The organism is Mycobacterium sp. G7A2 (assembly GCF_041902445.1).
Taxonomy (GTDB): Bacteria; Actinomycetota; Actinomycetes; order Mycobacteriales; family Mycobacteriaceae; genus Mycobacterium.
Genome location: NZ_CP169251.1, coordinates 1,452,837 through 1,471,470, shown reverse-complemented (window position 1 = coordinate 1,471,470; position 18,634 = coordinate 1,452,837). Strand labels below are relative to the sequence as shown.

18 protein-coding genes and 1 tRNA gene are annotated in these 18,634 nt (G+C 65.6%); 13 read left to right on the top strand and 6 right to left on the bottom strand.

The window, feature by feature from the left end; all coding sequences use genetic code 11:
• Positions 1-51 precede the first annotated feature (51 nt).
• Entirely contained in the window at positions 52-282 is a 231-nt protein-coding gene (locus ACEWX3_RS07175; RefSeq protein WP_207065846.1) for a hypothetical protein, read from the top strand.
• 299 nt (positions 283-581) lie between these two features.
• Here the strand turns inward: ACEWX3_RS07175 and ACEWX3_RS07170 are convergent, their stop codons facing one another.
• On the bottom strand, positions 582-1,217 hold the full coding sequence (locus ACEWX3_RS07170) for a GntR family transcriptional regulator (RefSeq protein WP_322486622.1): 636 nt from the start codon (positions 1,215-1,217) through the stop codon (positions 582-584).
• A 181-nt stretch (positions 1,218-1,398) separates the two neighbouring features.
• Here ACEWX3_RS07170 and ACEWX3_RS07165 point away from each other — a divergent pair, with 181 nt between their 5' ends.
• From ACEWX3_RS07165 to ACEWX3_RS07120, 10 genes are all read left to right on the top strand, one after another.
• Positions 1,399-2,661, top strand: a complete 1,263-nt coding sequence (locus ACEWX3_RS07165) for a malonyl-CoA decarboxylase domain-containing protein (protein WP_374159020.1) — start codon at positions 1,399-1,401, stop codon at positions 2,659-2,661.
• Positions 2,662-2,687: 26 nt separating this feature from the next.
• Positions 2,688-4,208: an AMP-binding protein gene (locus tag ACEWX3_RS07160; protein WP_207065849.1), complete on the top strand. Its 1,521-nt coding sequence runs from the start codon at positions 2,688-2,690 to the stop codon at positions 4,206-4,208.
• Positions 4,209-4,232: 24 nt separating this feature from the next.
• Positions 4,233-4,634 carry a malonate transporter subunit MadL gene (madL, locus tag ACEWX3_RS07155; protein WP_207065850.1) on the top strand — a complete coding sequence of 134 codons (402 nt, stop codon included), beginning with the start codon at positions 4,233-4,235 and terminating at the stop codon, positions 4,632-4,634.
• A gap of 1 nt (position 4,635) precedes the next feature.
• Positions 4,636-5,400, top strand: a complete 765-nt coding sequence (gene madM, locus ACEWX3_RS07150; RefSeq protein WP_207065851.1) for a malonate transporter subunit MadM — start codon at positions 4,636-4,638, stop codon at positions 5,398-5,400.
• A 105-nt stretch (positions 5,401-5,505) separates the two neighbouring features.
• Positions 5,506-6,567 (top strand): ketopantoate reductase family protein, encoded by a 1,062-nt coding sequence (locus ACEWX3_RS07145; RefSeq protein ID WP_374159019.1) that lies wholly within the window; start codon positions 5,506-5,508, stop codon positions 6,565-6,567.
• Between the two features lie 575 nt (positions 6,568-7,142).
• Positions 7,143-7,499, top strand: a complete 357-nt coding sequence (locus ACEWX3_RS07140; RefSeq protein WP_374159018.1) for a hypothetical protein — start codon at positions 7,143-7,145, stop codon at positions 7,497-7,499.
• Positions 7,500-7,620: 121 nt separating this feature from the next.
• Entirely contained in the window at positions 7,621-8,520 is a 900-nt protein-coding gene (locus tag ACEWX3_RS07135; RefSeq protein ID WP_221354839.1) for an oxygenase MpaB family protein, read from the top strand.
• Positions 8,521-8,601: 81 nt separating this feature from the next.
• On the top strand, positions 8,602-9,627 hold the full coding sequence (locus ACEWX3_RS07130) for an NADPH:quinone reductase (protein WP_374159017.1): 1,026 nt from the start codon (positions 8,602-8,604) through the stop codon (positions 9,625-9,627).
• Between the two features lie 135 nt (positions 9,628-9,762).
• Positions 9,763-10,560 carry an SDR family NAD(P)-dependent oxidoreductase gene (locus tag ACEWX3_RS07125; protein WP_374159016.1) on the top strand — a complete coding sequence of 266 codons (798 nt, stop codon included), beginning with the start codon at positions 9,763-9,765 and terminating at the stop codon, positions 10,558-10,560.
• A complete protein-coding gene (locus ACEWX3_RS07120) occupies positions 10,553-11,713 on the top strand; it encodes an alpha/beta hydrolase family protein (RefSeq protein ID WP_374159015.1) in 1,161 nt (386 codons plus the stop codon). The genes ACEWX3_RS07125 and ACEWX3_RS07120 overlap by 8 nt, the downstream gene beginning before the upstream one ends.
• Before the next feature lie 136 nt (positions 11,714-11,849).
• On the opposite strand, the gene ACEWX3_RS07115 is transcribed toward ACEWX3_RS07120, so the two are convergent.
• The 3 genes from ACEWX3_RS07115 to ACEWX3_RS07105 all read right to left on the bottom strand — a co-directional run bounded on the left by ACEWX3_RS07115 (position 11,850) and on the right by ACEWX3_RS07105 (position 13,670).
• The gene (locus ACEWX3_RS07115) at positions 11,850-12,245 is read right to left on the bottom strand and encodes a nitroreductase family deazaflavin-dependent oxidoreductase (RefSeq protein ID WP_221354831.1); all 396 of its coding nucleotides are present in this window, start codon (positions 12,243-12,245) and stop codon (positions 11,850-11,852) included.
• Positions 12,246-12,364: 119 nt separating this feature from the next.
• A tRNA-Leu gene (locus ACEWX3_RS07110) sits at positions 12,365-12,438 on the bottom strand.
• 20 nt (positions 12,439-12,458) lie between these two features.
• Positions 12,459-13,670, bottom strand: coding sequence for a site-specific integrase (locus tag ACEWX3_RS07105; RefSeq protein ID WP_134055702.1), 1,212 nt, complete (start codon positions 13,668-13,670; stop codon positions 12,459-12,461).
• A 202-nt stretch (positions 13,671-13,872) separates the two neighbouring features.
• Here ACEWX3_RS07105 and ACEWX3_RS07100 point away from each other — a divergent pair, with 202 nt between their 5' ends.
• A complete protein-coding gene (locus tag ACEWX3_RS07100; RefSeq protein ID WP_011856752.1) occupies positions 13,873-14,070 on the top strand; it encodes an AlpA family transcriptional regulator in 198 nt (65 codons plus the stop codon).
• A gap of 187 nt (positions 14,071-14,257) precedes the next feature.
• Complete coding sequence (locus tag ACEWX3_RS07095; protein ID WP_232100372.1) at positions 14,258-15,781, top strand: ATP-binding protein; 1,524 nt, start codon at positions 14,258-14,260, stop codon at positions 15,779-15,781.
• Between the two features lie 130 nt (positions 15,782-15,911).
• On the opposite strand, the gene ACEWX3_RS07090 is transcribed toward ACEWX3_RS07095, so the two are convergent.
• Both ACEWX3_RS07090 and ACEWX3_RS07085 read right to left on the bottom strand, forming a co-directional pair.
• Positions 15,912-16,052 (bottom strand): hypothetical protein, encoded by a 141-nt coding sequence (locus ACEWX3_RS07090; RefSeq protein ID WP_374159014.1) that lies wholly within the window; start codon positions 16,050-16,052, stop codon positions 15,912-15,914.
• Positions 16,053-16,945: 893 nt separating this feature from the next.
• A complete protein-coding gene (locus ACEWX3_RS07085) occupies positions 16,946-17,878 on the bottom strand; it encodes a hypothetical protein (RefSeq protein WP_268787755.1) in 933 nt (310 codons plus the stop codon).
• Between the last annotated feature and the right edge of the window lie 756 nt (positions 17,879-18,634).

Genomic DNA, 18,634 nt, shown 5'->3' with positions numbered 1-18,634 from the left:
GGCCGCCTGCGGCAGCGATTCGCCATTCTCGGCGAAGGGTATTTCCCCCTCATGACTGGAGCACAGGATCGCCCCGACAACGTCACCGTCGAGGTTGAGCACAATGACCGTGGGTGGATGGTCGTCCACATCGTCGATGGTGAACGCAAGCCCATCGAACCACCGCACCCCGACCGGGAATCCGCCGAGAAGGCGGCCGCCGTGCACGCCGCCAGCAGCGACCGGTGGACCGGCGCGGCGGAGGTCGTCTCGGCCGACGACCGTCCGACCGAGCTTCCCTAACCGCCACGACAACAGAGTGAGTCACCTTGAAACCCCTGTCGTCGACGCGGGGTCGCTTCACCACGGTGTGAGAACACCTCGCTGGTCCCCGCGACTTTCGATGTCGTATGTGGTTACCAACCCGGCCCTGACGTGTGTCCCCGACGCCTCCCGCGCTACCGCCGCTGCGATTGGCCGTGCTCGGCCGAGGGCCGTCCCAAGCAACCTCTCCCGCTGAAGCGGTGCGGGCCCAAACGGGAGAACCATCACAGCGCAATCCCAGTCGACCTACGGAAATCCCGAACCTGGTCGGGTGTGTTTCAGCTGGCAGATAGCTGGCGCCACGTGCGGACCAAGTGGCTGAATTCCTTCACCTGGACCAGCACGTGATCACGAGCGGCGTCCTCGGCGATCCCGGCGTCACCCCGGGAAATGGCGTCGGCGATGATTCGGTGCTCGGCCAGAGAGCGTCGCATGCGGTCGGGCACTCGGAGCTGTAAACGCCGGTACGGCTGCAGGACCCGCTTCAGCGCGTGGGCTTGCTGACGCAGGTAGTCGTTACCGCACGAGTCATAGACGACGCCGTGAAAACGGGCGTTGGCATAGTAGTAGGCGTCGGCATCGCCTTCGACCGCGTGGAGTTCACATTCCGCGAGGGCCGATTCGAGTTCCGCCAGGGCTGCCCGTTCGATACGGCCGGCGGAGAGCCTCGCCGCCATACCTTCCAGCTCGGCCATGACCTCGAAGCGTTCAGCCACTTCCGAGATGCTCAGCTCGGTGACGTACGTGCCCTGCTTGGGCCGGATCTGGACCAGCCCGGAGCGCTCCAGCGCCTGCAGCGCCTCCCGGATCGGAGTGCGTGAACAGCCGAACTCCTTCTCCAGCTGCGCCGGGTCCAGGCGTTCCCCGGGCCGATAGTGGCCGTCGAGGACGGCGTTCTCCAACGCATCCCGCACCCGCTGAGATTCCGGGATTCGAACCATTCGCCACCTCCTCGGCCCAGATTAACCAATCCCGGGGGTGGTGCAGCTCACTTTTATCCGTTATGGTCGATGTTATATATATCACGATCAAGAATGTATATGGGTTGCGTCACCTCGGCAGAGGTGCGAGCCGGACACCGGGGAAGGACCCACCATGAAATGCGTTGACAGCCGGTCACTGACCGGGCTGCTCGCGGCGTGCGAAACCCTGATGAGCGATGTCGGCGAAGCCTCCCTGCGGGCCATCGCGACAGCGGCGCTCAGCGCCTACGCCGACCTCGACGACGACGCCAAACTCCACTTCTTCAACCACATCAACACCGCCTACGACGTCGACGCCGAACGGGTTCGCACCGCGTTCCGGCAGTGGGACGATGTCCGCGAGACCGGCTCGCACGCCGGCGATGAGCTGATTGGGCTATTCAGCGCGGTCGAACCGGCCCGCCAACAGCTGCTCCGCCGGATGAACCACGCCCCGGGCGCGACACTGGCGCTGGTCGAGATGCGCTCGGACCTGCGTCGCCTGATGCACCGGCACCCCGGTCTGCGGCCCCTCGACCACGATTTCCACCATCTCCTCACATCCTGGTTCAACCGCGGATTCCTGCAGATGGCCGAGGTGACCTGGAACTCGCCGCCGCAGCTGCGCCAACACCTGCTGCGCTACGAAAGCGTCCACCCGATGGCCACCGACGCCGAACTTCGTCGACGCCTGCAACCCGATGATCGCCGCGTCTACGCGTTCTTTCACCCCGCGACCACAGACGTGCCACTGATCTTCGTCGAAGTCGCTCTCGTGTGCGGCATACCGGACCGAATCACTCCGCTGCTGGAACCGAATTCACCGCTCGACCCGTCGAACGCGGACACCGCAGCGCTGTACTCGATCAACAACGCGCTCGACGGGCTGGCGGGCGTGTCCTTCGGCAGCTTCCTGATCAAGCAGGTGATCGAGCAGGTCAGCGCAGAGCTCCCCCACCTTCGGCAGTTCGCCACCCTGTCACCGATCCCCGGCTTCCGGACCTGGCTCAACGCCAAGACCGAAACCAACCCCGAACTCCGGTCACTGTCCGACGAATTGGACGAGCTCCAGCCGGCCGACCTCAGCGCCGCCCGCGTCGCGAAGATCCACGACCGTCTGCTGTCCGCCCTGTACACCTACCTGGCCGTCGAGCGGCGCGAGGACGGACGCCCCGTCGACGCGGTCGCACGTTTCCACCTGGGCAACGGGGCCGCGGCGTGGCGGCTGAACTGGCCGGCAAATCCCAGTCCACGAGCTTGGCGGCAGTCCTACGGGGCGATGGTCAACTACCTCTACGAACCCGACCATCTCGAACGCCGCCATGAGGAATTCGTGCGTCGGCGCAGCGTCGCCGTCACGGGGCCTCTCCAGAGCCTCGCCGACGCACACCGCTGAACCACCACCAGAGAGGAACACCGCCGATGGCGCCCTACCCCACCATCTATCGAGCGTTCGCCGACCACGTTGCGCGCCAACCGAACAAAGCGCTCTTCGAACTACCCGACGGGCGAACCGTCAGCTACCGCGAGACCGCCGAGATCGCGCATCGCATCGCCGCCCGACTACTCGCCGACGGTGTCGCGCCGGGCGACCGCGTCGCGATGCAGGTGCCGAAATCACCCGAAGCCATCGCGCTGTATCTGGCCACCCTGCAGATCGGTGGGGTTTTCCTGCCGCTCAACACCGCCTACACCGGCGCCGAGATGCGGTATTTCCTCGGTGACGCGCAGCCCCGGGTCCTCGTCTGCGCGCCCGACCGTCATGGCGACTACGCCGATGTTCAGGAGGACCTCGTCGTCGAGACCCTCGGCGAGTCCGGCGACGGCACGCTGCTGCGCGACGAGGACCGCCACGAGGAGATCTTCGCCGCCGACGCGGCCGACCCGGCCGCCATCCTCTACACCTCCGGCACCACGGGACGGTCCAAGGGCGCGGTGCTCACTCACGGCAACCTGGCCGCCAACTGCGAAGCCCTCCTGGAGGCCTGGCAGTACACCGGCGACGACCGACTCATCCACGCCCTGCCGATCTTTCACATCCACGGCCTGTTCGTCGCGGCCAACATGACACTGGCGGCCGGCGCTTCGATGCACTACCTGCCCAAGTTCGACACCGAGGCCATCGTCGAGCTAATGCCGCACGCCACCGTGCTGATGGGCGTGCCCACCTTCTACACCCGCCTGCTGAAGAGCCCGCGGCTCACCGCCGAACACTGTGCGGCGATGCGGCTGTTCGTCTCGGGATCCGCGCCGCTGCTGGCCAGCGACCACGAGGCTTTCGCCGCCCGCACCGGCCACGCGATCCTGGAACGCTACGGAATGACCGAGACCGGTATGAACACGACCAACCCGTACGAGGGCGGTCCGCGCAAACCCGGAACCGTCGGCAAGTCCTTACCGGGCACCGAGATCCGAGTTGTCGACCGCGAGACCGGACAGTCACTACCCGACGGCGAGGTCGGCATCGTCGAGGTCCGTGGACCCAACGTGTTCTCCGGCTACTGGCAGATGCCGGAGAAGACGGCCGCCGAGTTCCGCCCGGACGGCTTCTTCATCACCGGCGACATGGGCCGCATCGACGATGACGGCTACCTCTGCATCGTCGGAAGAGACAAAGACCTGGTGATCTCGGGGGGATACAACATCTATCCCAAGGAGATCGAGGAACTGCTCGACAGCCACCCCAAGGTGCTGGAGTCCGCCGTGATCGGCGTGCCCCACCCGGAGTTCGGCGAGACCGTGGTGGCCGTTGTTGTCCCGACACCGGGCGAGCAGCCCCAGGACCGCGAGTTGCTGGACTACGTCGCCGGCGACCTCGCGCGGTTCAAACAACCCCGCGCGGTGCGCGTGGTGGATGCCCTACCCCGAAACGTCATGGGGAAGGTGCAAAAAGCCGAACTTCGCAAGCGTTACGCCAATCTGTTCGACGGCGTAGACGCCTGAAACCCTTCAACACAGGAGTACAAGATGGTTCTCTACGGAGTGGCAGCGTTGGCGCTCTGCATGCTCGCCGGCGCAGCGATCGGTGAACTGCTCGGCGTCGCGCTGGGTGTAGACGCCAATGTCGGCGGGGTCGGGTTCGCGATGATCATGCTGATCCTCGCCACCGACTGGTTGCGTCGAAAAGACAAGTTCCCCAAGGCAAGCGAACAGGGCGTGCTGTTCTGGAGCGCGATGTACATCCCGATCGTGATCGCGATGGCCTCCACGCAGAACGTCGCACAGGCAATCACCGGCGGTCCGATGGCGATCCTCGCAGGGCTCGCGGCGCTGGCCGCCGGTGCTGCGCTGGTTCCGGTGCTGGCCCGGATCGGCGAACCCGCCGAACCGCTGCCGCCACTGACCGAAGAAGAAAAGCAGGAGGCCTGAGATGGAACTTCTCAGTTCGGTATTCGAGAAAAACAACCTGCTGGTGGCCTTCGTGGTCGTCGGTGCCCTGATGCTGCTGTCGGGCTGGCTGTCGCGAACTCTGACCCGCGGCAGGCTGCACGGATCGGCCGTTGCGATCATCCTCGGACTGGCGCTGGCCTACTGGGGCGGCGTGGTGACCGGCGGTGAAGACGGGCTGGCCGACATCGCCATATTCTCCGGGCTCGGGCTCATGGGCGGAGCGATGCTGCGTGACCTCGCCATCGTGTCGACCGCCTACGGCGTCGATCTGAAAGAGATCAGGCGCTCCGGGGCAGCCGGCGCTCTGTCGATCGTGCTGGGCGTGGTGGTGTCGTTCATCGTCGGCGCTTGCGTCGCTGCGGCGTTCGGCTACCGCGACGCCGAATCGTTGGCGACCATCGGCGCCGGCGCCGCCACCTACATCGTGGGACCGGTAACCGGAACCGCGGTGGGCGCCAGCTCGGAGGTGATCGCGCTGTCGGTGGCTGCCGGGCTGGTGAAGTCCGTCGTCGTGATGGTCGGCACCCCGATGATCGCCCGGCTGATCGGACTGAACAACCCGAAGTCCGCCATGGCCTACGGCGGCTTGATGGGCACCACCTCCGGGGTGGCCGGCGGCCTCGCGGCCACCGACAAACGCCTGGTGCCCTACGGAGCGATGACCGCAACGTTCTACACCGGGATCGGCTGCCTGCTGGGTCCGTCGGTGTTCTACGTGGTGCTGAGGACCATCGTCGGCGGTTGAGACATCCAGTTCGCGGCGTCGTCGTCACCGACAGCCACCCGCACCCAGGAACGCGTCGTAGTGTCGCGCAGGGGGACGTGGTGAACCAAGCGGAAGGAGCGGCGGGTGTCTGCCCGAAACGACTACCGATACGTGGTGATCGGCGCCGGCGCGATCGGCGGCTGTGTGGGCGGGGTGCTGGCACGTGCCGGCGTACCCGTGGTAGTGGTGGCGCGGGGCCGAAACGCCGAGGTCCTGGCGACCGATGGGCTGACCCTGCGCACCCCCGACGGCGTCGTCCGCACGCCGATCGAGACGGCGTCCAGCCCTGATGGCCTGCACCTGACCGAGCGCGACGTGTTGGTGTTCGCCACCAAGACCCAACAGCTCGACGCCGCACTCGAGCAGTGGGTCGACCGTCCGGTGCACGCCTCCGATGGCACCGTGAGCACGGCGGGAGAACGCCTGCCCGTGTTGACCGCACTGAACGGAGTCGTCGCCGAAGAGAAGGCGCTGCGGTACTTCGCCCGGGTGTTCGGTGTCTGTGTCTGGTGCCCCGCGGTACATCTGGAGCCCGGCGAGGTGATCGCGCGGTCCTGGCCGGTGGTGGGCCAGTTTCACATCGCCCGCTGGCCGGCCTCGATCCGGACCTCGGCCGACGAGGAGTTTCTGGCCGACCTGGCGGCAACGTGGAGCACTGCGGGGATCGGTGTGCGCACGCCCGACGATGTTGCGCCGTGGAAGTACAACAAGCTGCTGATGAATCTCGGCAATGCCGTGGGGGCTCTCGCGCGCCAGGGCGCCGACGTGGGTGCGGTTGTCGGCGCAGCGGTTGCCGAAGGTGTGGACGTGCTGGGTCGCGCCGAGATCGACTTTGTGCCCTTCGAGACGTCGACCCTGGTCCGTTCCGAGGGGCCCACCCCCCGGCCGGTACCGGGGTTCGAGGACGCGCCGAACAACTCCACCTCCCAGTCGTTGAGCCGCCACACCGGCAACATCGAAACCGACTACCTCAACGGCGAGATCGTGCGCCTTGCGCACCGGTACGGCAGCGCGGCGCCGATCCACTCCGCGTTGACCCGCGCAGCGCGCGCAGCCTCGCGCGACGGGCACGGTCCGGGGCAGTATTCGCGAGAGCAACTCGCGGGCCTGGTGGGCCTCGATTCTCTCTCGGCGCAGCGGGGTTAGGCACCGCGCCTCGGCCTACCGCGGCAGGGAGGAGTAGTCGATCGGGTCGTCAGCGATCCCACGCTGCGTGCGGTGGGTGTCGTGACTCGCGTCGATACCGCCGGGCCCGGGCTCATGGGTGAAGCGATGCTGCGCGACCCCGCAGTCGTGGCCCGGCACGACACCGGTGCACCGGCCGTCTTCAGGGCAGTATCCCGAGAAAGGCATCGCCGACGCGAACCGAACCAAAGGACGAACGCCATGACGCCGAGTTGGGCGGTGAGGGGTGACGCGGTTCTCCTTCCGGTCGTGCGGCGGATCGTCACGAGCTTCCAGCGCGGGGACCGGGCGGTGAGCCTGCGCAGAAGACGACGTTCTGGACCGCTGCCGGAAACCGTGCGCCTCAGCTGGCGGCGCCGGGCTCGATGCTCGTCCACCGAAGGTACGTGTGGCCCACCGACCGCGCGTCGCAGCACGGGCCGTATGTTGTCGACCCGGCCGGCGGCGGCGGTGGCAGATCGTCGCCCGCATTGCACGTCAACTCTGTTGCCGTGCAATCCTATCGACGAGCATCACCGCAGAGCTATCGTGGTCACATGGCGCGCACCCGCCGGGCGGTGATCATCGCCGCGGCACTCGGACTGTCCTTCACCGCCGTGGGGGCCGGGCCGGCGTGGGCTGCGCCCGAACCGAACGATCCTGGCCCGCCGGTGATTCCGGCGCCCGTCCTACCCGAGCTGCCGTTGCCGGTGCTGCCTTTCCCGGCCGGGTTGCCGCCGTTTCCCTACCCCGCCGATGTCCCCGTCGTCGAGCTGCCTGCGGACATCCCGGCCGTCGAGTTCCCGTCCTCGGTGCCGCCGGTGCCGCTGCCCGCCCCCATTCCCGAGGTCGTCCTTCCGGCCGACATTCCCCCGATCCAGCTTCCGGCACCGATCCCGCGCGGTTTGTTGTAGTCCGGGCCGACCCTCTGAAGCAGTCTTTCTGACCACTTGCTCTCCCCGAGCGACGCGGCCCACCGCCGGCCCGGGCACCACACCACCCCACTCCCCTGACAGGCCACGTACCGTCGAGGACATGGTGCTGGCGCGGGAAGTGACGGCGATCAGGAGCGGCCTGGGCCGCGCGGTGTTCGGGATGGTCGCGGGCCCGGACGGGCCGGACAACCGGGCACGAATCCACGGCACGCCGGGTCCGCGGTGGTTCGCCGAGGACCGCCCGATCCGGCGCGTGCACGCCGACGCGTCGATGTTCGTCGGAGGATTGCGGGCGTTGCTGCTGCAGTCCCTGCACCCCTTGGCGATGGCCGGCGTCGCCGACCACTCCGACTACCGCGCCGATCCGTGGGGACGGCTGCAACGCACCAGCACGTTCCTCGCGGTCACGACCTTCGGACCCGACGCCGATGCGCAACGCGCCGTCGACAAGGTCCGCGGCATCCATCGCCGCGTCCGCGGGGTGACACCGGACGGCACTGCGTACGAAGCCGGCGATCCCCACCTTCTCGAATGGGTGCACATCGCCGAGATCGACAGTTTCCTGCTGGCCCACCAGCTCTACGGGGCCAGGCCGCTGGACCAGGCCGGCCGCGACGCCTACGTCGCCGACACCGCTCGCGTCGCAACCGCTTTGGGGGTGCTCGACCCGCCCCGGACCGAGGGCGAGTTGCGCGAACGGATCACCGCGTACCGGCCGGAGCTGCGCGGCACCCCTGCCGCCCGCGACGCCGCGCGCTTCTTGCTGCTGACGCCACCGTTGCCGCTGCCGGCACGCGCACCGTACGGGGTGCTGGCCGCCACCGCGGTGGCGATGTTGCCTGCGTGGGCGAGAAGACCGCTGTGGCTGCCGTACTTCCCGCCTCTGGAAGCAACGGCGGTGCGGGCGGCGGGTCGGGTGCTCGTCGGCGGCATCCGGTGGGTGATGACAGCCGGTCAGGACGAGCACACAGCGGGAAGTCCAGCTTCGGCAGCTCGGTGAGGTGACCCCGGTGCCCCGCTGTTGACCACGAGATCGGCACCGCTCGGAACATCCTCGGCCGCGCATCGCGTTGTCCGTCTCATGAAGGCGATCACCTACTCCGAAACCGGCGACTCCTCGGTTCTTCACCTACAGGACCGCGAGGTCCCCGAGCCGGACGCGGGGCAGGTGCGGGTCCGCATCGTGCTGTCCGGTGTCAACCCGACCGACTGGAAGCACAGGATGGGCACGAGCCCGGGCCAGCAGCTCGAGTTCCCCGAGGTGGTCCCCCACCACGACGGCGCCGGATTCGTCGACGCAGTGGGTGCCGACGTCACCGACCTCGCGGTAGGTGACCGGGTCTGGGTCTTCATGGCCCAGCATCAGCGCCCCGACGGTACAGCCCAGGAATACGTGGTGCTGCCCATCGCGTCGGTGGTTCCGCTGCCCGATGCCGTCGGTTTCGACGTGGGCGCGAGCCTCGGGGTGCCGGCGATCACCGCGCACCGGGCGCTGACGGTGGCTGAGAACTGGCCGTCGCGGCTGGCGCCCGGTGCCCTCGCGGGTGCGACGGTGCTCGTCGCGGGCGGTGCCGGGGCGGTCGGCCACGCCGCGATCCAGCTGGCCCGCTGGGCGGGCGCCCGCGTCATCACCACCGTCAGCACTCCCGAGAAGGAGGCGCTGGCGGCCTCGGCCGGGGCCCATCACGTCGTGAACTACAAAGCTGGGGACACCGCCGCGGCGATCCGCGAGATCGCGCCCGAGGGGGTCGACATCGTCGTCGAGGTCGCCCCCGGGACGAACGCGGCGCTCGACGCGGCCGTGGTGTCGAACCGGGCGACGATCTCGATCTACGCCAACGACGGCGGCGGCAGCGTGGAACTCCACATCCTGTCGAACATGTGGGTCAACGCTCGCTACCAGTTCCTGGTCCTCTACACCGTCGGTGACGACGCGCTGGCGAATGCGCGCGAGGACGTGGCCGCCGCGGTCCGCGACGGCGCCATGGGTGTCGGCGAGGCCAACGGGCTACCGGTGCATTACTTTCCGCTCGAGGACACTGCCGCTGCCCACGACGCGGTCGAGAGCGGAGTGACCGGCAAGGTCCTCATTCGGGTGAGTGAGTAACCGGTCGGGCCGTGCCGGCACGGCTGCGTATCCGCACTCGAGCGTTCCGCGCCAATAATCCATCCCGGCTGTCAGGCCGCAGCCCGTGGTCTAACGTCGGCGTCAGTGGCCGGCCGCGGTGGGGAGTGGAACTCGATGACGAAGAACCTCCGTCTGCAGGACAAGAGAATCGTCATCACCGGTGCGGCCTCCGGCATCGGGTACGCGGCAGCCGGCCTGATGGCCGCCGAAGGCGCCAGGGTGCTGATCGCCGACCTGAACGAAGACGCGGCCACCGCGGCGGCTGCCGACATCGGCAACGGTGCCGTCGGAGTGGCGGTCGACGTCCTCGACGAGGCTTCCATCCTGGCCATGATCGACCGTGCCGTTGCCGCGTTCGGCGGTATCGACGTGCTGTGCAACCACGTCGGCGGGAGCGACCCCCGTAAAGACCTCGACCTGTTGCGTCTCGATCTGGCCGAATGGGATCGCGCCATGGCACTCAACGCGCGCAGCACCGTCATCGCCTGCCGGTTGGCGATCCCGGTGATGATCGCCGAAGGGGGCGGCTCCATCGTCAACACGGTTTCGGTCGCCGGCCTGACCGGGGACACCCTGCAGTGCGCTTACGGTGCGGCCAAGGCCGCGGTCATCAGGCTCACCCAGTACATCGCGACGCAGTACGGCCCGAAAGGCGTGCGCTGCAACGCGGTCGCACCGGGCGCCGTCATGACACCGTCGCTGAGCGGCAACGTCTCCGCAGACGTGATCGACGAGATCCGCAGCCACAACGCCCTCGACATGATCGGCACACCCGAAGACATCGGCTGGGCCATGGTCTACCTGGCCTCGGACGAGTCGCGCTACATGACCGGGCAGACCCTGGTGCTCGACGGCGGTCTGACCGCTCAGAGTCCGATCGCGTCCAGTCGCCGGAAACTCCTCGATGACTGACCGCCGTCGGCGCCTCCTCGCCGGTCTCGTCGCGCTGTCACTCCCGACCGGATGCGCCGCGCAGAACACGGCACCTGAACTACGTCCGGGCCAACTCCTCACCGCACGTTCGCTGCTCACCACGGCAGCGCTGCCCAGCGGCGAGACCCAACTGATCACCTACGTCTCCGAGGACGCAGACGGTGAGCCGATCGTGGTGTCGGGCACCGTCACCCTCCCCTCGGCGCCGCCACCTGATGGCGGCTGGCCGGTGATCAGCTGGGCGCACGGCACCACGGGATACGCCGACACCTGCGCACCCTCGGCCGACACCGCTGATGGCCTGGTTCACGATTACGTCCGCGTCGTCCAGCCCATGCTGGACAGCTGGGTGAGCCGGGGTTACGCCGTCGTGCAGACGGACTACCAGGGGCTGGGCACACCCGGCGGACATCCCTACGTCGATGGCCTGAGCGAGGCTCACACCGTGATCGACATCGTGACAGCGGCGCGAGAGCTCGATTCCGATGTCGGCACAGATTGGGTGGCCGTCGGTCACAGCCAGGGAGGGCAGGCGGTGCTGTTCACCGCACAAGAAGCCGAGCAGCGCGACGGGGATCTCACCCTGAAGGGCGTGGTGTCGATTGCGCCGGGGGGCGTCGGGCTGAATCAGGCTGTCGACCTGATTCGCGAAGGAAGGCCGGAAGTGCAGTCAGCACAGAGGTTTCTTCCGCTGCTCGTGCTGGGAGGCGCGGTCATCGACCCGTCCATCGACCCCGACGAGGTGTTCTCCGATCAGGCTCGCGCCCTCCTGTCGACGGCGCGGACCGAGTGCGTCGCTCAGGTTCGCGCCCTGCCGCCCGTACCGCCGGGCCAGGTGTTCGCCCCCAGCGCTGACCTGACGCCGTTGCGGGCCTATCTCGACCAGCAGGACCCGATGCGCCTCACCCCCCGCGTCCTGGTGATGATGGTGCAGGGCACCGAGGACGCAGAAGTCGACCCGGCCGGCGTCGACGAGCTGGTGAAGACCCTGTGCAGCAGAGACGTCGCCGTCGACTACCGGGTGTACAACGGCCTCGACCACCGCGGCGTCATCGACCCAGCGGTGCCCGACATGCAGGGGTTCGTGGACGCCGTCACCAGCGGCGACCCAGTCGACACCTGCCGACGGTGAGCCGATCGACCCGTCCTCGGCCGTTCCGCGATTCCGGCGATGCGGCTCGCACGACCCGATGCCCCAGTCAGATTCGAACCGACAATGGCGGTATCGAGCCGCATCCTCGGCTGTTGAGTCCGACGCGGTACAGAGGTCAATTCACCGAGCCCGCATTCGTCATCAGCACGGCTGCCTCGTTGTAGGGAAACGCCCCGTAGAGCAGGCGAGAACGCGGTACGACGAGGTTCGCGGCTTCGGCCTTGCTCACCACCCGTGGGTTGACGAGCGCAATAGTCCGTCCACGCTTGCGCAGCACCGTCGGTCCGCCGGCCAGCACATTCTTCAACCAGTCCGTCTGCGGGCCGTAGCCGACGAGGACGGCGTAACCATCCTCGGTCTTGAATACCAGAAGGGGCGTCCGATATCGCTTACCCGACTTCCGCCCGACGTGCTCGAGAGTCCCGAGGTTGGGAAGCCAGGGTGTGATCGTGCGAGCCGCCGGATTGGTGACTCGCTTGTTGAACTCTGCGATTCGGCGAGGCACGCGCATTCTCGGAGTCTAGATATTTGTTGTGGTTCCTCGCTGCGCAGTGCTGACGCAGCAAGCGGCCACTGACAGAAATTGCTCACATGTTTGAGCCGCAGTCGCGCCTACCTGGGATTTTCCGGTGCCCCCAGTCGGACTCGAACCGACACTTGACGGATTTTAAGTCCGCTGCCTCTGCCAATTGGGCTATGGGGGCGTTGCAGTTCAGAGCCTAATTTAGGCCCTTTCCGCCTCGTCACGATGCTCTGAATACCGCAGTAATACCGCAGTGCTGTCGATAGCCTTCCCCAGGGCGTCCGCCACACCGCTCAAATCGTCATTGAGAAGATGGCCGTAGCGGTCGAGCGTCATCGCGGCGGTCGCGTGCCCAAGCAGTCTCTGCACGACCTTGACGTTAGCGCCTGCACTGATCGCCAGTGACGCCGTGGTGTGTCTCAGCCCGTGCGGTACCAGCCCGTCGATGCCGATATCAGCACACGCGTTGTCGAACGCCCAGCGGTATTCGCCAAGTGGAAGGAACCCGCCCTTTCGGCTGGGAAAGACCAGCGCGTTGGGGTCGGCGGGCAGCTCGGCCTTGAGCTTTTTCCAAACCGGTTCGGGCACAGGCACGTGACGATCCCGCTTCGTCTTAGTCGTTGACTCCACGATGCCCTTACCGGTGACGGCTGTTGCGGACGAGCGCACCGTCAGCATCCGATCCCCCACATGCCGGCGGCGCAACGCAACGGCTTCGCCGAACCTCAGTCCGCAGTACCCGAGAACGAGCGTCAGCGTCTCGAACCGATCAGCAGCCTTCGCCAGCATTAGCAGCTCGGCATGGGTCAGATAGCGCCGCTCACGCTCGCCTTGCTCGGGAAGATCTTCGTCCCGCTTGATCTCGAACGCGACGTTCTTCGCCACCTTGCCAGTCCGTTGGGCGTACTTCAGGACAGCGCCTACCAGCTGATGAGCTTGGGTGATCCGACTTGCCGACAGGCCGGTTCCGCGTTGCCCGCCGTCGACTGACAGCGCCCCTAGCCACGTTGAATATGATTCATAATTAATTCTTTTCAGCTGAACACTTTCCCACTTCGGCAGCACCACAGTGTCGAGCAACGAGCGATATCCGGCAACGGTTTTCGGCTTGCGGTGCTGTTTGGTGGCGAACCACTGCTCGGCCACCGATCCGAAAGTCTCCGCACTCTTCCGCGGATCGACATACTCGCCGCGCTGCACATCGGCGGTCAGCCCATTTAGGTAGGCCTGCGCATCCGGCTTACGCTGGAAACTCTTGGTGCGCTCGGCTCCACTGGCGTCAACCCACCTGACACGCCATCGCGACACCTTGCCATATACCGCAGACCGCTCAGTGCGCATCGCGCCGTCCGGCGCCTTGACTCGTTTGTGCCAGCGGTCGTCAATTCCCGCTCGCTCGTTTCGAGTCGTCATACGCTGAAAGTACCGCAGTACTCCGCTCCCCTCATCCGCTTCGTTGTCCGGAGGCCGGACCATGAGCCCGCCGAAGACGTCACGACCCCCGAGTCATTGAAAGGCTTTTCTTCAAGCGAATGTGGCTGTGGTCGTGGACAGACCGTCAAGTCACCAGTCACTGTTGGCTCAGGCGAACCGACCATAGCTGAGGAGTAATTTGATGGATTTGCTAGGAGCGAAGGAAGTTTCGGACATCACTGGAGTTCCGATGGGGACGCTGAGGTACTGGCGGCATTCGAATATTGGCCCGGCGAGTTTCACCTTGGGACGCCGAGTCGTTTATCGGAGGGCCGAGGTATTGCGCTGGATATCGGAGCGAGAGAGCGCAACCCGCCGCGGAGGCGGCGACGCCGCTTAGTGCCTGCGCACGAAAAAGACCTCGGGGACTAGCCGAGGCCTTCGTTCGAACCACCCGATCACGCCACACGGAAGTTCCTCATGAGAATAGCGCAGCATGCCCATAAGCGACAGCACCACGGGCAGGAAACCCTTTGAACGGCAGGGGGGAGGGGGACAAGAAGTCAGTCGCGGCACGCTTAGTCGATATGGCCCGGGAACGCTATGTTCTCGGAGTCTCAAAGGACGGCGAACCTTTTGGCGCCGAACGCAGTCGACCCCACCTCGCGATACTCCTGCGTGGTGGGAGGGCTGGCCTACGGGCAGATCTCGCCGCTCGCTACTTCACCGAGACCGGTGCGGTCGCCGGGGGCCAAGCACTTACCGACGCCACACTGATTTTGGAAGGTCTGGCGGCCACGCAGGCACCCGACAAGTTGAACCTACGCGTTGCCGACCACCACGGGACGATCTACATCGACACCGGAGATCCAAACGGTCAAGTAATCAAAGTCTGCGACGGAAGGTGGTCGATGGCTCCCACTGCGCCGGTGCGGTTCCTCCGAAATACGAAGCTGACGGGGGCGATGCCGGCACCAAGCTCCCGCGGGGATGTGACGAAGCTCTGGGAGTTCGTCAATGTCGCCGTTGAGGACCGCCCAGTTCTTCTCGCGTTCCTAGTAGCTGCTTTGGTTCAGTGCGACGTCCCGCATCCGGTACTAGCCCTGTTTGGCGAGCAAGGTAGCGCTAAAACGACATCGACACGGAGCTTGGTCGAACTCATCGATCCTTCGCCCGCCCCCTTTCGTCAGGCGCCGCGGGACGCGGACTCATGGGCGGTTGCCGCGTCTGGATCGTGGGTCGTTGCTCTGGACAACCTGTCGGCCATCCCGCCGTGGCTGTCGGACTCTTTATGCCGCGCTGCGACAGGCGACGCCATGGTGAAACGGTCTCTATATACCGATGCCGATCTGGCTGTCATCAAGTTTCGTCGATGCGTGATTATCAACGGAATCGACGTCGGCGCCATCCGACCCGATCTGGCAGAGCGGCTAGCGATCGTCGAGCTGCGACGCATCGACCCCAGAATGCGACAGTCAGAGGCCGAGATGCGACAGCGGTGGGAAACAGCTCTACCAGGTATTTTTGGCGGACTACTTGACTTGGCTGCCTCCGTTCACCATCGGTTGGATACCATCAAAGTTGAGGACTCGCCCAGGATGGCGGACTTCTGTCGCACGCTGGCGGCCGTGGACGAGATCTTGTCGACTAATGGCGTACGCCGGTACATGTCGCGCGCCAATCAGTTGTCTGAGGACAGTTTGTCCGTCGACCCGTTTATCGAACAGCTTCGCTCGCGGACATTAGAACCTGCTGTTGGTCAATCCGGCAGTGATTTGCTGATGCTGCTCACACCGGTCAACGACGACTGGCAACGACCGAGGGACTGGCCGAAGAACGGTCGCGACGTTTCTGGGCTGCTGCGTAGGCACGCACCCGCTCTACGCAACCTCGGATGGGTGATCGAAGATGATGGCGCGCGCAACCGCAGGAACGTACTGCTGTGGACAATCTATCCGCCGTACAAAGATGTTGTGGCTCAGCGAGCCTCGCAACCCTCGCGTCTCTCGCTTACGCAGATCAGCGAGAACGCGAACTTCGACCGGAGTCAGCAGAAAGTTTTGAATGCCGACGCGAAGGCTGGCGAGGGTCGCACGGCGGCAGCGTCGTGACCGTGCGCTGTGGTGCAGGGAATCAGGTGCCCAGATAGTTGATCGCATACCGTTTCGTCCGGTCTGATGATGCGTCAATACCGGCGAAGCGTCGACGTGTGGCAGCTCGCCTCGGTGGGTCGGCTTGGTCCTAGAGCTCATCCTGAATCGGCAGCAGCAGGGCGATGGCGTGACCATCCTCCGCCCGGATTTCGAATGAATCCCCTCGTTCGACGATCAAGAGCACTTCGTCGAAGTTCTCTAGGAGGTCCTGCATTGCAATGATCTTCACGATTGGTCCAAGGGTATGAGGTCACCGGTTACATGCCCGAGAGCAGTGAAGCACCGTGAGGCCAAAGACTGCCGCAGGCGCCACTCTCGCATTCGGCCTTGTATCAACTGGCGGAGCAGGTCAGGGCGTGGGAGGGCACCAAACTTCCTGGACTGCTCTGCAATCCGCGACAGCTTGCGGGTCTACGACCTCGATGTCACGAAGCACGGAATTACAATCACCCAAGGAGCACCCATGGTCGGTCAGTGCCTTCATCCAACTCACCAGCACGGTCATTGAACGAGTTCCATCCTCGGAAGATCCGGTAGCCCACGCACGACCAAACGTGGCGGCCGCACTGTCGAGAAACGCTCTGTGCACCACCCGATATGCTTTGTCGAACTCCGATCGAGCCATCCAACCGTACGCAACTAGTTGCGGCACACCGATTTCGCGTTCGATGACGCTTGGGCTCGCAAGGCGAAGGGCAGCGCTCCACTGTTCACGAGCGGTAGCCGGGTATCCGTGTGGCGAAGTGGGCTGAAGCATCAGCAGGTACCGACCGCCTTCCGAGTAATCGGCCCGTCGCCAATCTGGGTCTCGCCCGGGCACCGCTATAGCCGGGGGCGCATGCAGGGTCGTGCGGTCCCAGGTCGGCGGCGGAGGCTGTAGCGAAGCAATTGCGCACACTCTTTTTAGTGCTGAGCTGAGCTGTCTCAGCCTGTTCGCGTAGTCCAGCAGGGGATAACTCTTTAGTGAGGTGTAGTTGCAGCACAGCTCAACCTCAGTTTGAACGTGGAACTCGCGCGTCCAGGCACATGCTTGATCGACGACGTTCGCCAGATACGTATGCTGCCGCGCGAGCTCGGCGCGCCAAGCTTCACCATCTACCTCCTGAGGCAGCGAATCCATTGTCAGGATGAACCGCCTGCAGCGTCGAAAATTGCAGTGATCCAGCCGGTTTCCCGACTGTCGAGGTAGGCATGTGCTGCGGCGTAGATCATGTCTTCCAGCGGCAGGTCCGCCTGCATTGCCCCGCAGTTGTCGTCAGCTATCCACCCCAGGACCACCTCAAGCGCCCGGCAAATAAGCCATTGCCCCCTGTACTCTGCACAGACGGTGTCAGTGCGTTCATCTTCCCAACCCGGCTGCACCATTCCGATGCTGAACCATTGCTGCTGAACCGCTTCGGCGAAACGGGCGCGGTCCGAAGCGTCTACTCTGCCGTCTGCTGCAGCCGGCCATACCGAGTCGAAGTTCGGCGGAATTCGGGGGCCACCGTCGGCGACGATCGCAAGGCGCGCGTCGGAAACGATTGCTTCCGTGACCAGTTTGGCGGCTCGCTGGGTAAGCCCTCTGGCACGAAGTTGCGCTACACGCTCGAAAAGGTCGGGGTACTCCCGCTCCAATCGGTGCGGAGTATTCGCGTTGGCGATAGCGTCCCGTTTTCCGATTGAGGCGGGCATGGACATACCGGAGCAGGTGGCCCATTCAGCGCCCCAGCGTTGCGCGGCAGTCATGAGCGCTGTTACGTCAGACCAGGTGGTCGCTGCAGCGGCTAAGCGCCAGCCAGCCGGCTCCGCGGCCTTGACTTCTGCGAAGGCGATCAGTGTCGCAGCCGGATCGAGATTTCCGATCCATCGGCTACGAAAGCCCTCTCCAATAGCTTGGTCAGACCAGAGCATCCGCACGCCCTTCGGGACCACAATCCCCGCGGGGACGTAACCCGCACCGTGATGTGTCAGCGCCACAACATGCCGGTCGCCAGCCGCTGAATACATCAGGCCGACGGCCCACAGTGCGAAGGTTCGGCAGGATTCGGTGGCGTACAACAGTTCCCACGCCAACCGTTTAACCGTCTGTAGATCGCTCGACTCGTTGCGCCGCCGTTCCAAGTCCCGGGCCGCCGCGGCCGCTACCCGGGACGGCAGCGTCGCGGCGGGAGTTGTCAACGCTGCCGTCGCGACCGATGCGGCGGCAGGCGCCATTGAGGTGTGAGCGCCGCCAATCAATGGGACAGCACCGGCGGCCGGTGGAATTGCGGCCGGAACTGAAGGCGGCGGACCCAGCGGCCCCGGGGGCAGCAAGGGTGCTGAAACGGCTGGATAGGGATTAGTACTCGACACTACCTGCGGCCCGGCAATAGACGCTGGCACGGCACCCGTGGTCGCCCCTATTGACGGATGCCAGATTCCACTCGGAGATGCCGCCGGCTGCGCCGGTGTCGCAGTGGCTACGAAAGCAGGAATGCTAGTCGTCTGAGCGCCGGTGACCGATGACAGCGGCGCAGGACCACTTGCAGGCATGACCCCTTGCAGCGCGACAGCAGGAGACGGCGATGCAGATACTGCCGGTCGTACCGAACCCGACTGCGACATTCCTCCAGTGCCCGATCCCGGTAGCGGCGATGCCGAACTTCCGAACGCGGCCAACGAGCCTATGGAAGAGGAACGTCCTGGTCCGGCGAGGCCTACCCCACTGCTTCCGATGTCACCAACCGCGGCTACGGACGCAGGACTGGCGCTCTGCGCCGGGGGGTGCGGTGACAGCGATGAAGGACCAGGGGTAGGCCCGGTGCTGACTCGCGGCGCAGTGTTACCAGA